Below are 15518 nucleotides of genomic sequence, written 5' to 3'. Positions count from 1 at the left end.
ATGCGTCAGCACCCGTTGGGAATTTACGAGAAAGCGCTGCCGAAACACCTGAGCTGGCCCGAGCGCCTGGCGCTGGCCAAGGCCTGCGGCTTCGACTTCGTCGAAATGTCGGTGGACGAAAGCGATGAACGCCTGGCGCGCCTGAGCTGGAGCAAGGCGCAGCGCTTGGCGCTGGTGGACGCCATGCTGGAAACCGGCATCCGCATCCCGTCGATGTGCCTCTCCGGCCACCGGCGCTTTCCGTTTGGCAGCCACGATCCGGCGCTCCGCCAGCGCGCCTTCGACGTGATGGAACAGGCCATTCAGCTGGCCAAAGACGTCGGTATCCGCACCATCCAGCTGGCCGGCTACGACGTGTATTACGAAGAGCAGGACGAGGGGACGCTGGCGCGCTTTAGCGAAGGCATGCAGTGGGCGGTAGAGCGTGCCGCCGCCGCCCAGGTGATGCTGGCGGTGGAAATCATGGATACCGCCTTTATGAACTCGATCGGTAAATGGAAAGCCTGGGACGCCCTGCTGGCCTCGCCGTGGTTCACGGTGTATCCGGACGTCGGCAACCTCAGCGCCTGGGGCAATGACGTGCCGCGCGAGCTGGAGCTGGGCATCGACCGCATCGCCGCCATTCACCTGAAAGACACCTACCCGGTCACCGCCGTTTCGCCGGGACAATTCCGCGACGTGCCGTTTGGCGAAGGCTGCGTCGACTTCGTCGAGGTGTTTCGCACGCTGCAGCGCCTCAATTACCGCGGCGCATTCCTGATTGAGATGTGGACCGAAAAAGCCGAGGAGCCGGTGGCCGAGATCGTTCAGGCACGCCGCTGGATCGAACAGAAAATGCAACAAGGGGGCATGACATGCTGACTCAGTTAAAACAACAGGTGCTGGAGGCCAATCTCGATCTGCCGCGCCATAAGCTGGTGACCTTTACCTGGGGCAACGTCAGCGCGGTGGATCGCGAACGCGGCCTGGTGGTGATCAAACCTTCCGGCGTTGAATACGAGCATATGACGGCGGAGGATATGGTGGTGGTCGATCTGGCCAGCGGCCGCACCGTCGAGGGGGTAAAAAAACCGTCGTCGGACACCGCCACCCATCTGGCGCTGTACCGCGAATTCGCCGATATCGGCGGCATCGTGCACACCCATTCGCGCCACGCCACCATCTGGGCGCAGGCCGGGCTGGACATCCCCGCCTGGGGAACCACCCACGCCGACTACTTTTATGGCGCGATCCCCTGCACTCGCCTGATGACCCAGGATGAAATTGAGCACGATTACGAACTGGAAACCGGCAACGTGATTATCGAAACCTTCCGCCGGCGCGATATCAATCCCAACGCGATCCCGGCGGTACTGGTCAACGCCCACGGCCCCTTCGCCTGGGGCAAAGACGCCCACAATGCGGTGCATAATGCGGTGGTGCTGGAAGAAATTGCCTACATGGGCATTTTCTCGCGCCAGCTGACGCCGGGCATTCACAGCATGCAGCGCGAACTGTTGGACAAACACTACCTGCGCAAACACGGCCAACACGCCTACTACGGGCAGTAGCGCGCCGGGGCTTTAACCGTGGCACCCGATGCTTTGCCGCATCGGGTGCCAACGGGCATGAGGCGCAGTGTAGCGAAAACCGCATTCGCCCATCGGCGAAAAATTCGCTATCATCCGCACCCACCCTCCAGCCGGCCGCCCGATGTCTACGATCACCGATACCTTTATCGCCCCGCCATGCCATGACCAGATAGAGATCCTCTATCAGGACGATCATCTGGCGCTGATCAATAAGCCGGCCGGGCTGCTCAGCCTCTCGGGCAAGAATCCGCAGAATCTCGATTCGGTACACCACCGCCTGGTACAGAGGTTCCCCGGCTGCGCCCTGGCGCACCGCCTGGATTTCGGCACGTCCGGTTTGATGGTGGTGGCCCGCAACAAGGCCGTCAACGCCGCGCTCTGTCGGCAGTTCAGCGAACGCACCGTCGGCAAAGTGTACAGCGCGCTGCTCTGCGGCCATCTGGCGGATAACGAAGGGGTAATAGACGCGGCGATCGCCAAAGATCCGGCGTTGTTCCCGCTGATGTCGATTTGCGCCCTCCACGGCAAGCCCGCCCGCTCCCGCTATCGGGTCGTCGAACGTTTTTATCGTGAAATGGAAGGCGGGATCTCGCTGCCGCTGACGCGGGTGCAGCTCACCCCGGAGACCGGACGCACCCACCAGCTGCGTATTCACAGCCGGCAATTGGGCCATCCTATTTTAGGTTGCGATCTGTATGGCGGGCGCCTGCTGCCGGGTACCGAACAGACGCCGCGGCTGATGCTGCACGCCAGCGAGCTGGACTTTGTGCACCCCATCAGCGGAGAGCGGATAACCGCTCGTCACGCAGCGCCGTTCTGAACGCGGCTTACCACATCAAATCGTCGGGCACTTTAAAGTCGGCGTACGGATCGTCTTCATCCTGTTCTTCCTGACTCAGCGCGCTGTGCAGCACTATGCTGGCCGCATCGCGCTGCGCGATTTTATCGGCGACGCTCGCGGGGATAATCGCGTATTCACACTCTTCCCGATTCTCGACCACCAAGCGGGCAATGGCGAGGCGGCCATTGATCAGCTGCGTCTGCGTCGCCTTATCCACCAGGATTTTTTTGATCAGGTTGCCGTCGGTGAAGTTGAAACCGATATCGCCTTTCGCCAGGACGATGCGGTTCATCTCGATCAGCTGCTTCACCTGCGCCTTGTACTCTTTGGACAACGCGGCCTGCTTTTGCTGCTCGCTCAGTTGCTTATCGCGCTCAAGCTGCGCCTTTTTATTCTCTTCCACCGCTTCTCTGGCCTCGCGGGCCTGAACGCGTGATTTTTTAGCCGTTCTCTGGACTTTGGCCATTTTCTTGCTGGTTACCAAGCCCGCTTTGAGCATCTGCTCTTGTAAGGTGAGTTTTGTCATGTTCGTGTCTGAAGCCGTGGGATCATGGAGGGATTATACCCGTAATTTTTCAGGCTGCACCAGGTTGCCGGCCCAACCCACCGGCGGTTTGCGCCGCAGGGCAACGGCGGTAAACCGACCTGAACGCCAGATCATGAATACCGCTCATGTGGTAATGAAATTAAGTCTCTTTCACTCCCACCGGGACTCTGGCAAAAATAGACCTCATTAACGACAGACAATATGAAATCGGCTGAATGAAAAAAGAGAAAAACAACCCATTGAAATAAATGGATAAATTAAGCCTTCATATCATATAACAGGATGCTATAAGACGATGAATAGAGACTTTACCTTTACGATTAAGAGCAGTTCTTTCGATGAAGATTATAACCCTTCTGAAAGTACGCGTATCACCACCAACTTCGCCAATTTGGCCAGAGGGGAAAATCGCCGGGAGAACCTGCGCAATACGCTGGTGATGATTAACAATCGCTTCAATACGTTGGCGCATTGGGATAACCCCAAGGCCGATCGCTATTCGGTCGAGCTTGAAATCATCTCGGTTGAGATGCGCATTGAAGATCAGGGCGCCAGCTTCCCGGTGATCGAAATCCTGAAAACCAACATCCTTGATAAAAAAACGCAAAAGCGTATCGAGGGCATCGTTGGGAACAATTTCTCCTCTTACGTGCGCGATTACGACTTTAGCGTCTTGCTGCCGGCGCACAATAAAAACACGGCGGAATTTACCATTCCGGATGATTTCGGCGATTTGCACGGCAATATCTTTAAGCACTTCGTCAATTCAAACGAATACCATGAAAATTTCAGCAAACCGCCGGTGATTTGCCTCAGCGTGTCCAGCAAAGACACCTACCATCGGACGGGCAATCAACACCCGGTGTTGGGCGACGAGTATCGGCAAGACGGCGCTTCGCTGACCGACCGGTATTTTAAAAAAATGGGCCTGCAGGTGCGCTACTTCATGCCGAAAAATAGCGTCGCGCCCCTGGCGTTTTATTTCCCCGGGGATTTGCTGAGCGATTACACCGATCTGGAACTGATCGGCACCATCAGCACGATGGAGACCTTCCAGAAAATTTATCGGCCTGAAATTTACAATGCCAACTCGGCGGCGGGGCAATGCTATCAGCCCAGCCTGAATAACCAGGATCATTCATTAACCAAGATTGTTTACGATCGCGAAGAGCGTAGCCAGTTGGCGATTGAGCAGGGGAAATTTACGGAAGAGCAATTTATCAAACCCTACAAACCTCTTCTTGAGCAATGGTCTGCTCACTACGCGCTTTGATTCACTCAAATACAGGTCATCTATCATGAAAATATTGCTCCCTACGTCGACCGCCGGCAGCTTGCCCAAACCTGTCTGGCTGGCCCAACCGGAAACCCTGTGGTCGCCCTGGAAATTGCAGAATGAAGAATTAATCGAAGGGAAACAGGACGCCTTGCGTTTGTCGCTGGCAGAGCAACAACAGGCCGGCATCGATATCGTCAGCGATGGCGAGCAAACGCGTCAGCACTTCGTCACGACGTTTATCGAGCACCTCAGCGGCGTCGATTTCGAGAAACGCGAAGTGGTTAAAATCCGCAATCGCTACGAAGCGAGCGTGCCAACCGTTGTGGGGGCGGTCTCGCGCCAAAAACCCGTTTTCGTTGAAGACGCCAAATTTTTACGCCAGCTGACCAAGCAGCCGATTAAATGGGCCCTGCCGGGGCCGATGACCATGATCGACACGCTTTATGACAACCACTATAAAAGCCGCGAGAAATTGGCCTGGGAGTTCGCCAAGATCCTCAATCAGGAAGCCAAAGAGCTTGAGGCCGCCGGCGTCGACATTATTCAGTTTGATGAGCCCGCATTTAATGTGTTCTTTGACGAGGTGAATGACTGGGGCATCGCCGCCCTGGAAAGAGCCGTTGAAGGGCTTAAGTGTGAAACGGCCGTACATATCTGCTATGGATACGGCATTAAGGCCAATACCGATTGGAAAAAGACGCTGGGCTCTGAGTGGCGGCAATATGAAGAGGCGTTTCCCAAGCTGCAAACGTCGACTATCGATATTATCTCGTTGGAGTGCCATAACTCGCACGTGCCGATGGATCTGCTTGAACTGATTCGCGGTAAAAAAGTGATGGTCGGCGCCATCGACGTAGCGAATCATGCCGTTGAGACGCCGGAGGAAGTAGCCGCTACGCTGCGCAAAGCGCTGCAGTTTGTCGATGCCGACAAGCTCTATCCGTCGACCAACTGCGGCATGGCTCCCCTGCCCCGTCAGGTCGCCAGCGGCAAGCTGAATGCCTTAAGCGCAGGCGCCGAAATCGTGCGCCGAGAACTGTTGGCCAAATAACCGCGCCAGCGCCCGCCGCAGTAGCCTCCTGCGGCGGGCGATTATCATCGACTCCCCCTCCCCGCAACGCCCCCGCTCTGGTGTATACTCGGATTTCTACGCGATGCCAGCCAAAGCGGCCTGAACGGCCCCTCAGCCAGCCCACACCAGCTTAATAACAGTGGAACCCTCATGAGCCCAGATACCGCTCGCATCAGCGAAATTATCGATCGCGCCAAGATCTCGCCTTATCAAATTCTCATCCTCGCCCTGTGTTTCCTGATCGCCCTGCTGGACGGCTTCGATACCGCCATCATCGGCTATATCGCCCCGGCGCTGCGCGAAGAGTGGGGCCTGCAGCCAGCGCAGCTCTCCCCCGCCTTCGGTGCGGGATTGTTCGGCCTGCTGATCGGCAGCCTGCTGTTCGGGCCGCTCGCCGACGCCATCGGCCGCAAACGCGTGCTGCTCGTCGCGGTGCTGGTGTTTGGCGGCTGCACCCTGGCTTCGGCCTATGCGCATTCGATCGAATCCCTGACCCTGTTGCGCTTCATCACCGGCATTGGCCTCGGGGGCGCGATACCGACCTGCATCACCCTCAGCTCTGAGTACTCACCGGCGCGCCGGCGCATGCTGATGGTCACCCTGAGCTGGAGCGGCTTTACCGCCGGGCTGGCCTTGGGCGGCCTGCTGGCCGGGCAGATCATTCCTGCATTTGGCTGGCGCGGCCTGCTGGTGGTCGGCGGCATTGCGCCATTGGCGCTGCTGCCGCTGTTAGCCTGGCAGATGCCCGAATCAGTACGCTTTATGGCCGCCAGCGCCAAACATGCCGATCGGCTGCGCCGGGTGGTCGAGCGCATCACCGGCCAGCGTTGGGCCGGTGTGACGATTGTCGATGACGAGCGTCCGGCGCAGGTCAAATCGCCGATCTCGCATCTGTTTATCGAAGGGCGCGCCGTGCGCACCCTGCTGCTGTGGGCGGCGTTCTTCTGTTCGCTGTTCGTGTTCTACCTGCTCACCAGCTGGTTGCCGACGATACTCAAAGATGCCGGTTACGATATCGCCCACGCCTCGCGCATCGGAGCCATGGTGCCGCTCGGCGGCACTCTGGGCGCTATCCTCATGGCGCTGCTGATGGATCGGGTCGGGCCCTACCGCGTATTGGCCGTCTCCTACCTGGGCGCCGCGCTGGTGATCGGCGCGACCGGGTATCTGATGGGCGACGTCTACACGCTGGCCGCCATTGTGTTCCTTATCGGCTTCGGCGTGGCCGGCGCGCAGAACGGCCTGAACTTGGTTTCCGCTACCCTTTACCCGACCGCAGCCCGCGTCACCGGCGTCAGTTGGGCCATGGCCAATGGCCGCTTCGGCTCGATCGTCGGCTCGGTGCTCGGCGCCTGGATGATGACCGCCGCCGGATCGCCAGAAGTGTTCTTCCTCTGGCTGGCGTTGCCGGCGCTGCTGGGCGCAGCCGCCATCTTCCTGCTTTATCGCCTCAGCCTGCGCCGCCGCGCGCCGTTGACCGAACCGGCGGCCGGCATCTGAACTCGCGGAAATAAAAGGCCGAGACGCCATCGGTAGCGTCTCGGCCCGCAATAAAAAAGGGGGCCAAGGCCCCCTTCTGTGTTATTCCGCCTTGGCGGAAGCGTCTTCGGTGCGATACAGGTGCACGTCCATCTGCGGGAACGGAATGCCGATGTTGTGGGCATCCAGCGCGCGCTTGAAGTTTTCCATCAGATCGAAGTACACGTTCCAGTATTCCGCGTTAGTGGTCCAGGAACGGGTCACGAAGTTCAGGGAAGATGGCGCCATCTCGTTCAGACGCACGGTCACGCCTTTAGCGTGCATGATGCGTTTGTCGGCGGCGATCACGTCGCCCAACACCTTTTTCACCACGTCGATATCGGCGTTGTAGGCCACGCCTACCACGATATCCACGCGGCGGTTCGGTTCGCGGGAGTAGTTGATGATGTTGCCGGCGATGATTTTACCGTTCGGCACCACGATGGTTTTGTTGTCTGCGGTGCGCAGGGTGGTGGAGAAAATCTGCACCTGATCGACGGTGCCGGCCACGCCGCCCAGATCGACATACTCACCCACGCGCAGCGGGCGGAAGATCACCAGCAGCACGCCGGCGGCGAAGTTGGACAACGAGCCTTGCAGCGCCAGACCGACGGCCAAACCGGCGGCACCCAGCACGGCGATCACCGAGGTGGTCTGCACGCCGACGCGCCCCAGCACCGCGATGAAGGTGAACGCCAGCACGCCGTAACGTACGATCGCCGACAGGAAGTCAGCTACCGTGGCGTCGATGCCGCGCAGTTTCATCACGCGGTTCAGCGCATTGCCGACCACGCGGGCCACGATCGAACCGATGATCAGGATAACGATGGCGGCGACGATATTCACCGCGTACTGGATCAACAGATCCTGGTTCTTCACCAACCAGTCGCCGGCACCGTTGATGCCGTCTACTACATTCAAATCTTTCATTCGTGTCGTCCTAACTCAGTCCCTAACGGGAGAAACTCGCAAAAATACACTGGCTTCGGCAGCCAGTAGGAAACCACCGCCTAAGGGTAACCAACATTAAAGGCTCATGCCAACCGTCAGCGTTAAAAATAGCCGAAACCGCCCGCCGCTTCTTCTATGCTGAAAACAGCGCGTTGGCCATTTCACGACAAGAGATCCGTTCTTCATGCACATTCGCTCTTCGCTCAAACACTATTGGCAAGTGCGGCCCAGGCTGCTGTTTTCCGTCGGCGCGGGGCTGTTGTGCTTTCTGCTGCTGCCCGCCCAGCTCTCGTTGCTGCAGCGCCTGATGATCGGCTGGAATACGCTGGCCTGGCTCTATCTGCTGTTTCTCTGGCGGCTGATGCTGGTCAGCACGCCGCAGCACATTCGCCAGATCGCCCGGCGACAGGATGAAAGCGCCAGCACGGTGTTGGCGCTGGTCAGTTTCGGTTGTCTGGTGAGCATTCTGGCGATCCTGTTCGAATTGAGCAGCGCCAAACAGGCCAGCGACTCGCTGAAAACGCTACATCTGGCGTTAACCGGCGCAACGCTGGCAGTCTCCTGGCTGCTGCTGCCGACCGCCTTCACCATGCACTATGCCCATCAGTTTTATCGTCAGGGCGCACAGCGGGATCCTTTGCCGCTGCTGTTCCCCGGCAATCTCACCGAGCCGACCTATCTGGACTTCGCCTACTTCTCCTTCACCATCGCGGTCGCGTCGCAAACCGCCGACGTGGCGGTCGGCGCCGCGGAGGTGCGTAAAATCGCGCTCGTGCAGTCAGTTATTTCGTTCGTGTTCAACATGCTGATCCTGGGCCTGTCGATCAACGTCGGCGCCGGCCTGCTGGGCTGAAAACAAAAAAGGCTCCCCGCAGGGAGCCTTTTGCATCGTGCAACAGGTGCCGAAGATTACAGAACGTCTACCGCGTTCAGATCTTTGAAAGCCTGCTCCAAACGCGTCACCATGCTGGTCTGCGCTGCGCGCAGCCATACGCGTGGATCGTAGTATTTCTTGTTTGGCTGATCGGCGCCTTTCGGGTTGCCCAGCTGGCCCTGCAGGTAAGCTTCGTTCGCTTTGTAGTACTGCAGGATGCCGTCCCAGGTCGCCCATTGGGTATCGGTATCGATGTTCATCTTGATCACGCCGTAGCTGACGGACTCTTTGATTTCCGCATCGCTGGAACCGGAGCCGCCGTGGAACACGAAGTTCAGGCTGTTATGCGGCAGGTTGAATTTCTCGGAAACGTATTTCTGAGAATCGCGCAGGATGGTCGGAGTCAGCTTAACGTTGCCTGGCTTGTACACGCCGTGCACGTTACCGAACGATGCAGCGATGGTGAAGCGCGGGCTGATGGCGTTCAGTTTTTCGTACGCGTAAGCCACGTCTTCCGGCTGGGTGTACAGTGCGGAAGCGTCCATATGGCTGTTGTCCACGCCGTCTTCTTCACCGCCGGTGCAGCCCAGTTCGATTTCCAGCGTCATGCCGATTTTGGCCATGCGCTTCAGGTAGGCGCTGCAGATTTCGATGTTTTCTTCCAGAGACTCTTCAGACAGATCGATCATGTGGGAAGAGAACAGCGGTTTGCCGGTAGCGGCGAAGTGCTTCTCGCCGGCGTCCAGCAGGCCGTCCAGCCATGGCAGCAGTTTCTTCGCGCAGTGGTCGGTGTGCAGGATCACCGGCACGCCGTAGTGTTCAGCCATCTGGTGAACGTGGTGTGCGCCAGAAATGGCGCCCAGAATCGCTGCGCCCTGAGGCACATCGGTCTTCACGCCTTTGCCGGCGATGAACGCGGCGCCGCCGTTGGAGAACTGAACGATGACCGGCGCGCGCACTTTAGCCGCGGCTTCCAGCACTGCGTTGATGGAGTCGGTACCCACGCAGTTTACCGCTGGCAGCGCAAAGTTGTTCTCTTTAGCAACTGCGAAGACTTTCTGAACGTCATCACCCGTGATGACACCCGGTTTTACGAAATCAAAAATTTTAGACATGTTACTTTGTCCTGTTTCGTCGGCCGTAGATGGATGTAAATCGATGTTTTCACGCCGCGCAGCGTTAGCCGCGCGGTATAAAACAAACGGGCGGCTTTCGCCTCCCGTTGTCTGAATTACTGCTTAGCGCGCTCTTCCAGCATCACGACTGCAGGCAGCGGTTTCCCTTCAACGAATTCCAGGAATGCGCCACCGCCGGTGGAGATGTAGGAAATTTTGTCAGCGATACCGAACAGATCGATGGCTGCCAGAGTGTCGCCGCCGCCAGCGATAGAGAAAGCGTCGCTATCGGCGATCGCGCGGGCGACAATTTCGGTGCCCTTACGGAAGTTAGGGAACTCGAATACGCCAACCGGGCCATTCCACAGAATGGTCTTGGCGTTCTTCAGGATAACGGCCAGACGCTCGGCAGAGACGTCGCCCATATCCAGAATTTGCTCGTTGTCCTGGATCTCGTTGGCCTGCTTCACGGTCGCGGTTGCGGTTTCGGAGAACTCGGTCGCTACGCGCACGTCGGTCGGCACCGGAATGTCGCAGGTTTCCAGCAGTTTCTGCGCGTTCGGGATCAGGTCAGGTTCGTACAGGGACTGGCCCACGTTGTTGCCCTGCGCCGCCACGAAGGTGTTGGCGATGCCGCCGCCGACGATCAGCTGATCGGCGATTTTGGACAGGGAATCCAGCACGGTCAGTTTGGTGGACACTTTAGAACCGCCCACGATGGCGACCATCGGACGGGCCGGGTTGCCCAGCGCTTTGCCCAGCGCTTCCAGTTCGGCGGACAACAGCGGACCGGCACAGGCGACAGGCGCGAACTTGCCCACGCCGTGGGTGGAAGCCTGCGCGCGGTGCGCGGTGCCGAATGCATCCATCACGTACACGTCGCACAGCGCCGCGTATTTCTTGGACAGGGTTTCGTCGTCTTTCTTCTCGCCCTTGTTGAAGCGGACGTTTTCCAGCACCACCAGTTCGCCTTCGGCGACGTCGACGCCATCCAGATAATCCTTCGCCAGACGCACTGGGGATTTCAGGTGTTCTTTCAGGTAGTTGACCACAGGCAGCAGGGAGAATTCTTCGTTGTACTCGCCTTCGGTAGGACGACCCAGGTGGGAGGTTACCATCACGCGGGCGCCTTGCTTCAGCGCAGCTTCGATAGTCGGCAGGGAAGCGCGGATACGCGCGTCGGAAGTCACTTTACCGTCTTTTACCGGCACGTTCAGATCGGAGCGGATCAGTACGCGTTTACCCGCCAGATCCAGATCGGTCATCTTAATTACAGACATGGTGAACCCTCTTTATTGAATCTCTATAAAATTGCCTGAGCAGCGCGCCAATCACGCCGGCGCCGCCGTACTAGAAACCGCTGGCGGCCATTGCCCGTGTTGTATCCAACATCCGATTGGCAAAGCCCCATTCATTGTCGCACCAGACCAAGGTCTTTATCAGGTGCTGCCCGCTGACCCGAGTCTGCGTACCGTCGACGATAGCGCTGTGCGGGTCATGGTTAAAATCGATCGAGACCAATGGTAATTCCGTGTAGTCAACTATACCACGAAATGATTCCCGTGCGGCCTTTTGCAACAGCTGGTTGACCTCCGCCACCTTCACCGCGGCGCTCACGCTGACGCTGAGATCGATAGCCGTCACGTTGATGGTCGGCACGCGCACCGAGATCGCCTCGAAGCGATCGCAAAACTGCGGGAAGATACGGGTGATGCCCGCAGCCAGCTTGGTATCGACCGGAATGATCGACTGGCTCGCCGCGCGGGTGCGCCGCAAATCCGCGTGATACGCGTCGATCACCGGCTGATCGTTCATCGCCGAGTGAATGGTGGTCACGGTGCCGGATTCAATGCTGTAGGCGTCATCCAGCAGCTTGATCACCGGAATAATGCAGTTGGTGGTGCACGAGGCGTTGGACACGATGCGGTGTTCCGCCAGCAGCGTCTGATGGTTGACGCCGAACACGATGGTGGCGTCCAGATCGTTGCCGCCCGGATGGGCGAACAACACTTTCTTCGCCCCCGCCGCCAGATGGGCTTCGCCATCCGCCCGGCTGCCGTACACGCCGCTGCAGTCCAACACCACGTCGACGCCCAGCTCGCCCCAGGGCAACTGCTCCACCGCCGGCTGGTGCAACAGGCGAATCGCGTCGTCTCCGACGCTCAGCGTGTCGCACTCCTGCCGCACATCCCAGGCGAAGCGACCGTGGCTGGAATCGTACTTCAGCAGATGGGCCATGCCTTCGGCGTTCGCCAGCTCGTTGATCGCCACCACGGAGATTTCCGCCCGTCGTCCCGATTCGTACAGTGCGCGCAATACGCTGCGGCCGATGCGGCCAAAGCCGTTTATCGCTATGCGGATGGTCATGCTGCTCCTGAAAAAGGGCCGTCCACGCCGGGTGACTCACCGGCGCCGCCCGGCGCTGACTGGTTGTCTCACTAACCCGCATAGAGTAGTGGATCGCACCGCCCGCTGTGAATCGCCGAGTTTGCATTATTCCCGCGCTTCAGCGGCTTTTCGCCGCCGTCACATCGGCATTTCTGTCGAAGAGTGCTTCAACTGAAACGCTTCAGCTGAGCATAAACCAAAGTTTTGGCAAAAGAAACAGGTGCAACAGTTCCTCAGGTAACGGAGGGGAGTTTTACGAGCATAAGATGATCTGGCGCACATTTTTGGCCTTAAGGCCGCGGTGGATTTTCGCTCGCCGGCCCCGTTTCGCCGTAGTGCTCGCGGAAATAGTCGCGCAAAAATTCGACCGTCACCCGCACTTTCGCCGACGTTGCCAGCCGGGAAACGTATACAGTTCGGAAAAGATCGCCGCTAACGGTTTAACTCTGTAAACGGAACGCCCGCATCAGCGGGCGTCCTGATTAGGCTTTCGGGAATATCCACAGATGATCGGCCGGCAGGGAGAGCCGGCATAGCGCCCGATCGCGCGCCTCCTGGCCATAGGCGCGCACCACGAAATCTTCGGCCACGGTGCGGAACAGGTATTCCCAGCGATCGCCGAGATACATGCTGGTCAGCAACGGCAGCTCAAGCTGGTTGCCCTGCGGATCTTCGCCCAACCGTACGCGCTCCACGCGGATCACCGCCGTGCCCTCCTGCCCGACCTGCACGCCGGCGCCCGCTTTGCCCCACAGCGCCCAATCCTTGCCTTCGATGCGCGCCCGGTCGCCTTCCCGCGCGACAACCTTGCCCGGCAAGCGGTTGTTGCTGCCCATGAACTCGGCGGTGAACAGCGTGGTGGGTGAACCGTACATCTCCTGCGGCGTGCCCTGTTGTTCGATTTTGCCGTTATTGAGCAGCAGGATGCGATCGGAAATGGCCATCGCCTCGTTCTGATCGTGGGTCACCATCAGCGCCGACAGACCGAGCTTGATGATCAGCTCGCGCAGGAATACCCGCGCCTCTTCGCGCAGCTTGGCGTCGAGATTGGACAGCGGCTCATCCAGCAGGATCACCGGCGGGTTGTAGACCAGCGCACGCCCGATCGCCACGCGCTGCTGCTGGCCGCCGGAAAGCTGGTGCGGGTGCCGCTTGGCCAGATGCCCCAACCCGAGCTGATCCAGCACCGCCTGCACCCGCTGGGCGATTTCCGCCGAGGCGGTCTTACGCAGCTTCAGCGGGTAAGCGACGTTCTCAAACACCGTTTTATGCGGCCACAGGGCATAGGACTGAAACACCAGCCCCAGGTTGCGCTCTTCGGCGGGAATTTCGCTGCGCGCGCTGCCGTTGTACACGGGGTTATTGCCGATGACGATCCGCCCCTGGCTCGGTTTCTCCAGCCCGGCCACCGCCCGCAGCAGCGTGGTTTTGCCGCTGCCCGACGGGCCCAGCAGCGAGACCACCTCGCCCCGTTTCAGATCCATCGACACCCCTTTCAGCACCGGGTTGTCGCCATAGGTCAAATGCAGATTCTCTACCGAAAGTTCAATCATGTAATTTCACTCCAAAGCGCAAGGCGATCCCCAACCCCAGCACCACCAGCAGGATATTGATGAACGACAGCGCGGCGACGATATCGATAGCGCCCGCGGCCCACAGAGAAACCAGCATCGAGCCGATGGTTTCCGTGCCCGGAGACAGCAGATACACCCCGGTGGAATATTCGCGTTCAAAAATCAGGAACATCAGCAGCCAAGAGCCGATCAGGCCATAGCGCGACAGCGGAATGGTGACGTGGCGGGTGATCTGGCCGCGGCTGGCGCCGGCGCTGCGCGCCGCCTCCTCCAGCTCCGGCCCCACCTGCAGCAACGTGGAAGAGATCAGCCTCAGGCCGTAGGCCATCCATACCACGGTGTAAGCCAGCCAGACGCTGAAGATAGTGCTGCGCAGCGAACGCAGCCAGACAATCCAGTTAGCACGCAGCCACTCGGCCATCGGCAACGCCGACAGCCAGCCCTCCTTGAGCGATTTGTCCAGCCACATCGGCAAGAACAGGAACACCCACAGGAATGCCAGACCGGCCAACAGCCCCGGCACCGCGCGCGGCACCAGTACGCTGTAGTCGAGGAAGCGCGTGGCGCCATCCGGCTTGCGGTGCATGGCGATGCCGATAAACAGGTAGCACGCCACCGCCAGCGCCCCGCCGATCACCCCGATCGCCATCGAGTTGACGATGGCGCGCAGCAGGTTGGGCTGCGCCCAGATGGTGCGGAAGGTGTTGATCGACAGCTCGTCCCAGACAGACACGCCCACGCCCCAGTTAGAGATAAAGGCGCGCAGCACCACGCCGATCAGCGGCACGCCGATGGTCACGGTCAGCCAGAACACCACCACCGCGCCGGCCACCCAGCGCCATTTGCCGAGCGGCAGCGCGCGGGCCTGCGAGGCTTTGCCCTTGACGGTGACAAAGCGATTGGCGGTGCGCATCAGCCGGCGCTGCAGCATCACCAACGGAATAGTGATGCAAATCAGCACCACCGCCACCGCCGCCATCAGATGGTAAGACGGCGTGCCCAGCTTGTTGGTCAACTGGTACAGGTAGGTCGCCAGCACCAGGTTGCCTTCCGGATCGCCCAACACCAGCATCAGGCCGAACACTTCCAGCCCGAGGAAGAACAACAGCACCCCGGCGTACAAGATAGACGGCCGCACCATCGGCAGACTGACGGCGGTCATCACCTGCAGCGGCGTGGCGCCGGCGGTGCGCGCCGCTTCTTCAACGTCGGAGCCCACGCTGCGCAGCGCCGAGGAGATGTACAGATACGCGTGAGGCACGTGCGTCAATCCGGCTATCACCACGATGCTGGCCATTGAGTAAATGTTCCACGGCACGAAGCCCAGCAGCGCCTCCGCCCACAGCGAGAAGAAACCTACCGGTCCCGCCGCCACCACGTAACCGAAACCCAGCACCATCGGCGACACGAAGATCGGCACCAGAATCAGCGGTTCGATGATCCGCCGCCCCGGCAGATCGGTGCGCACCATCAGGAAGGCCAAAACACCGCCGAGCGGGATGGCGATAATCACCAGGCCGAATGCCAAAATAAAGCCGCTTTTCAGCGCTTTGTAGAAATCCGGATCGGTAAAGATGAACTCGAAGGCCTCAAGGCTGAAAACCTTGGAAGGAGAGAAAAACGGTGCCGAGAGGAAGCTTTGAATGATGATAAACGACAGGGGGACATAGATAACCAGCGCGGTTATCAACACCACCAGGCCGCGCGGCAGACTCTGCCACTTTCTGCGCCATGCTTGCATAAATGCTCCCTATGGTTGTAAACGACGACCAAAGGGCGCGCGCCCGT

General features: G+C 59.4%; 14 protein-coding genes and 1 pseudogene. 7 read left to right on the top strand and 8 right to left on the bottom strand.

Going from position 1 to position 15518, the window contains the following annotated elements:
- From CRO23_RS03895 to CRO23_RS03885, 3 genes are all read left to right on the top strand, one after another.
- The gene (locus tag CRO23_RS03895) at positions 1-861 is read left to right on the top strand and encodes an L-ribulose-5-phosphate 3-epimerase (protein WP_016930022.1); all 861 of its coding nucleotides are present in this window, start codon (positions 1-3) and stop codon (positions 859-861) included.
- Positions 855-1550: an L-ribulose-5-phosphate 4-epimerase gene (gene araD / locus CRO23_RS03890; RefSeq protein ID WP_079452420.1), complete on the top strand. Its 696-nt coding sequence runs from the start codon at positions 855-857 to the stop codon at positions 1548-1550. Before CRO23_RS03895 ends, araD begins: the two co-directional genes overlap by 7 nt.
- A 142-nt stretch (positions 1551-1692) precedes the next feature.
- Entirely contained in the window at positions 1693-2391 is a 699-nt protein-coding gene (locus tag CRO23_RS03885) for an RluA family pseudouridine synthase (RefSeq protein WP_079452421.1), read from the top strand.
- Between the two features lie 7 nt (positions 2392-2398).
- On the opposite strand, the gene CRO23_RS03880 is transcribed toward CRO23_RS03885, so the two are convergent.
- Entirely contained in the window at positions 2399-2938 is a 540-nt protein-coding gene (locus tag CRO23_RS03880; RefSeq protein ID WP_025160208.1) for a DUF2058 domain-containing protein, read from the bottom strand.
- A gap of 316 nt (positions 2939-3254) precedes the next feature.
- Between CRO23_RS03880 and CRO23_RS03875 the strand changes: the two genes are divergently transcribed.
- The 3 genes from CRO23_RS03875 (at position 3255) to CRO23_RS03865 (ending at position 6810) form a co-directional block, all read left to right on the top strand.
- On the top strand, positions 3255-4232 hold the full coding sequence (locus CRO23_RS03875) for a DUF1852 domain-containing protein (protein WP_016930027.1): 978 nt from the start codon (positions 3255-3257) through the stop codon (positions 4230-4232).
- Between the two features lie 25 nt (positions 4233-4257).
- Positions 4258-5289, top strand: a complete 1032-nt coding sequence (locus CRO23_RS03870; protein ID WP_028127699.1) for a methionine synthase — start codon at positions 4258-4260, stop codon at positions 5287-5289.
- 171 nt (positions 5290-5460) lie between these two features.
- Positions 5461-6810 (top strand): MFS transporter, encoded by a 1350-nt coding sequence (locus tag CRO23_RS03865; protein WP_097101415.1) that lies wholly within the window; start codon positions 5461-5463, stop codon positions 6808-6810.
- An 81-nt stretch (positions 6811-6891) separates the two neighbouring features.
- Here CRO23_RS03865 and mscS read toward each other — a convergent pair whose 3' ends face one another.
- Positions 6892-7758, bottom strand: coding sequence for a small-conductance mechanosensitive channel MscS (gene mscS / locus CRO23_RS03860; RefSeq protein ID WP_015378992.1), 867 nt, complete (start codon positions 7756-7758; stop codon positions 6892-6894).
- A gap of 205 nt (positions 7759-7963) precedes the next feature.
- On the opposite strand from mscS, the gene CRO23_RS03855 reads away from it, so the two are divergent.
- Positions 7964-8632 carry a DUF1345 domain-containing protein gene (locus CRO23_RS03855; RefSeq protein ID WP_016930030.1) on the top strand — a complete coding sequence of 223 codons (669 nt, stop codon included), beginning with the start codon at positions 7964-7966 and terminating at the stop codon, positions 8630-8632.
- A 56-nt stretch (positions 8633-8688) separates the two neighbouring features.
- Here CRO23_RS03855 and fbaA read toward each other — a convergent pair whose 3' ends face one another.
- The 6 genes and pseudogenes from fbaA to CRO23_RS03830 form a co-directional block, all read right to left on the bottom strand.
- Positions 8689-9768, bottom strand: coding sequence for a class II fructose-bisphosphate aldolase (fbaA, locus tag CRO23_RS03850; protein WP_004931586.1), 1080 nt, complete (start codon positions 9766-9768; stop codon positions 8689-8691).
- Between the two features lie 116 nt (positions 9769-9884).
- A complete protein-coding gene (gene pgk, locus CRO23_RS03845) occupies positions 9885-11048 on the bottom strand; it encodes a phosphoglycerate kinase (RefSeq protein WP_028127700.1) in 1164 nt (387 codons plus the stop codon).
- Between the two features lie 70 nt (positions 11049-11118).
- Entirely contained in the window at positions 11119-12135 is a 1017-nt protein-coding gene (gene epd / locus CRO23_RS03840) for an erythrose-4-phosphate dehydrogenase (RefSeq protein ID WP_004931582.1), read from the bottom strand.
- Between the two features lie 311 nt (positions 12136-12446).
- Positions 12447-12569: pseudogene (locus CRO23_RS25210) on the bottom strand (LysR family transcriptional regulator); the annotation flags it as partial.
- A 69-nt stretch (positions 12570-12638) separates the two neighbouring features.
- Complete coding sequence (locus CRO23_RS03835) at positions 12639-13709, bottom strand: ABC transporter ATP-binding protein (RefSeq protein ID WP_016930033.1); 1071 nt, start codon at positions 13707-13709, stop codon at positions 12639-12641.
- Complete coding sequence (locus CRO23_RS03830) at positions 13702-15471, bottom strand: ABC transporter permease (RefSeq protein ID WP_033639426.1); 1770 nt, start codon at positions 15469-15471, stop codon at positions 13702-13704. The genes CRO23_RS03835 and CRO23_RS03830 overlap by 8 nt, the downstream gene beginning before the upstream one ends.
- Between the last annotated feature and the right edge of the window lie 47 nt (positions 15472-15518).

This window comes from Serratia sp. JKS296, from assembly GCF_900215445.1.
In the GTDB taxonomy this organism is placed as follows: Bacteria; Pseudomonadota; Gammaproteobacteria; order Enterobacterales; family Enterobacteriaceae; genus Serratia; species Serratia marcescens.
This window is presented reverse-complemented; position numbering and strand designations above follow the sequence as displayed.

Coding starts and splice junctions, on each gene's coding strand:
- CRO23_RS03895 (WP_016930022.1), top strand. CDS start 1: ATGCGTCAGCACCCGTTGGGAATTTACGAGAAAGCGCTGCCGAAACAC.
- araD (WP_079452420.1), top strand. CDS start 855: ATGCTGACTCAGTTAAAACAACAGGTGCTGGAGGCCAATCTCGATCTG.
- CRO23_RS03885 (WP_079452421.1), top strand. CDS start 1,693: ATGTCTACGATCACCGATACCTTTATCGCCCCGCCATGCCATGACCAG.
- CRO23_RS03880 (WP_025160208.1), bottom strand. CDS start 2,938: ATGACAAAACTCACCTTACAAGAGCAGATGCTCAAAGCGGGCTTGGTA.
- CRO23_RS03875 (WP_016930027.1), top strand. CDS start 3,255: ATGAATAGAGACTTTACCTTTACGATTAAGAGCAGTTCTTTCGATGAA.
- CRO23_RS03870 (WP_028127699.1), top strand. CDS start 4,258: ATGAAAATATTGCTCCCTACGTCGACCGCCGGCAGCTTGCCCAAACCT.
- CRO23_RS03865 (WP_097101415.1), top strand. CDS start 5,461: ATGAGCCCAGATACCGCTCGCATCAGCGAAATTATCGATCGCGCCAAG.
- mscS (WP_015378992.1), bottom strand. CDS start 7,758: ATGAAAGATTTGAATGTAGTAGACGGCATCAACGGTGCCGGCGACTGG.
- CRO23_RS03855 (WP_016930030.1), top strand. CDS start 7,964: ATGCACATTCGCTCTTCGCTCAAACACTATTGGCAAGTGCGGCCCAGG.
- fbaA (WP_004931586.1), bottom strand. CDS start 9,768: ATGTCTAAAATTTTTGATTTCGTAAAACCGGGTGTCATCACGGGTGAT.
- pgk (WP_028127700.1), bottom strand. CDS start 11,048: ATGTCTGTAATTAAGATGACCGATCTGGATCTGGCGGGTAAACGCGTA.
- epd (WP_004931582.1), bottom strand. CDS start 12,135: ATGACCATCCGCATAGCGATAAACGGCTTTGGCCGCATCGGCCGCAGC.
- CRO23_RS03835 (WP_016930033.1), bottom strand. CDS start 13,709: ATGATTGAACTTTCGGTAGAGAATCTGCATTTGACCTATGGCGACAAC.
- CRO23_RS03830 (WP_033639426.1), bottom strand. CDS start 15,471: ATGCAAGCATGGCGCAGAAAGTGGCAGAGTCTGCCGCGCGGCCTGGTG.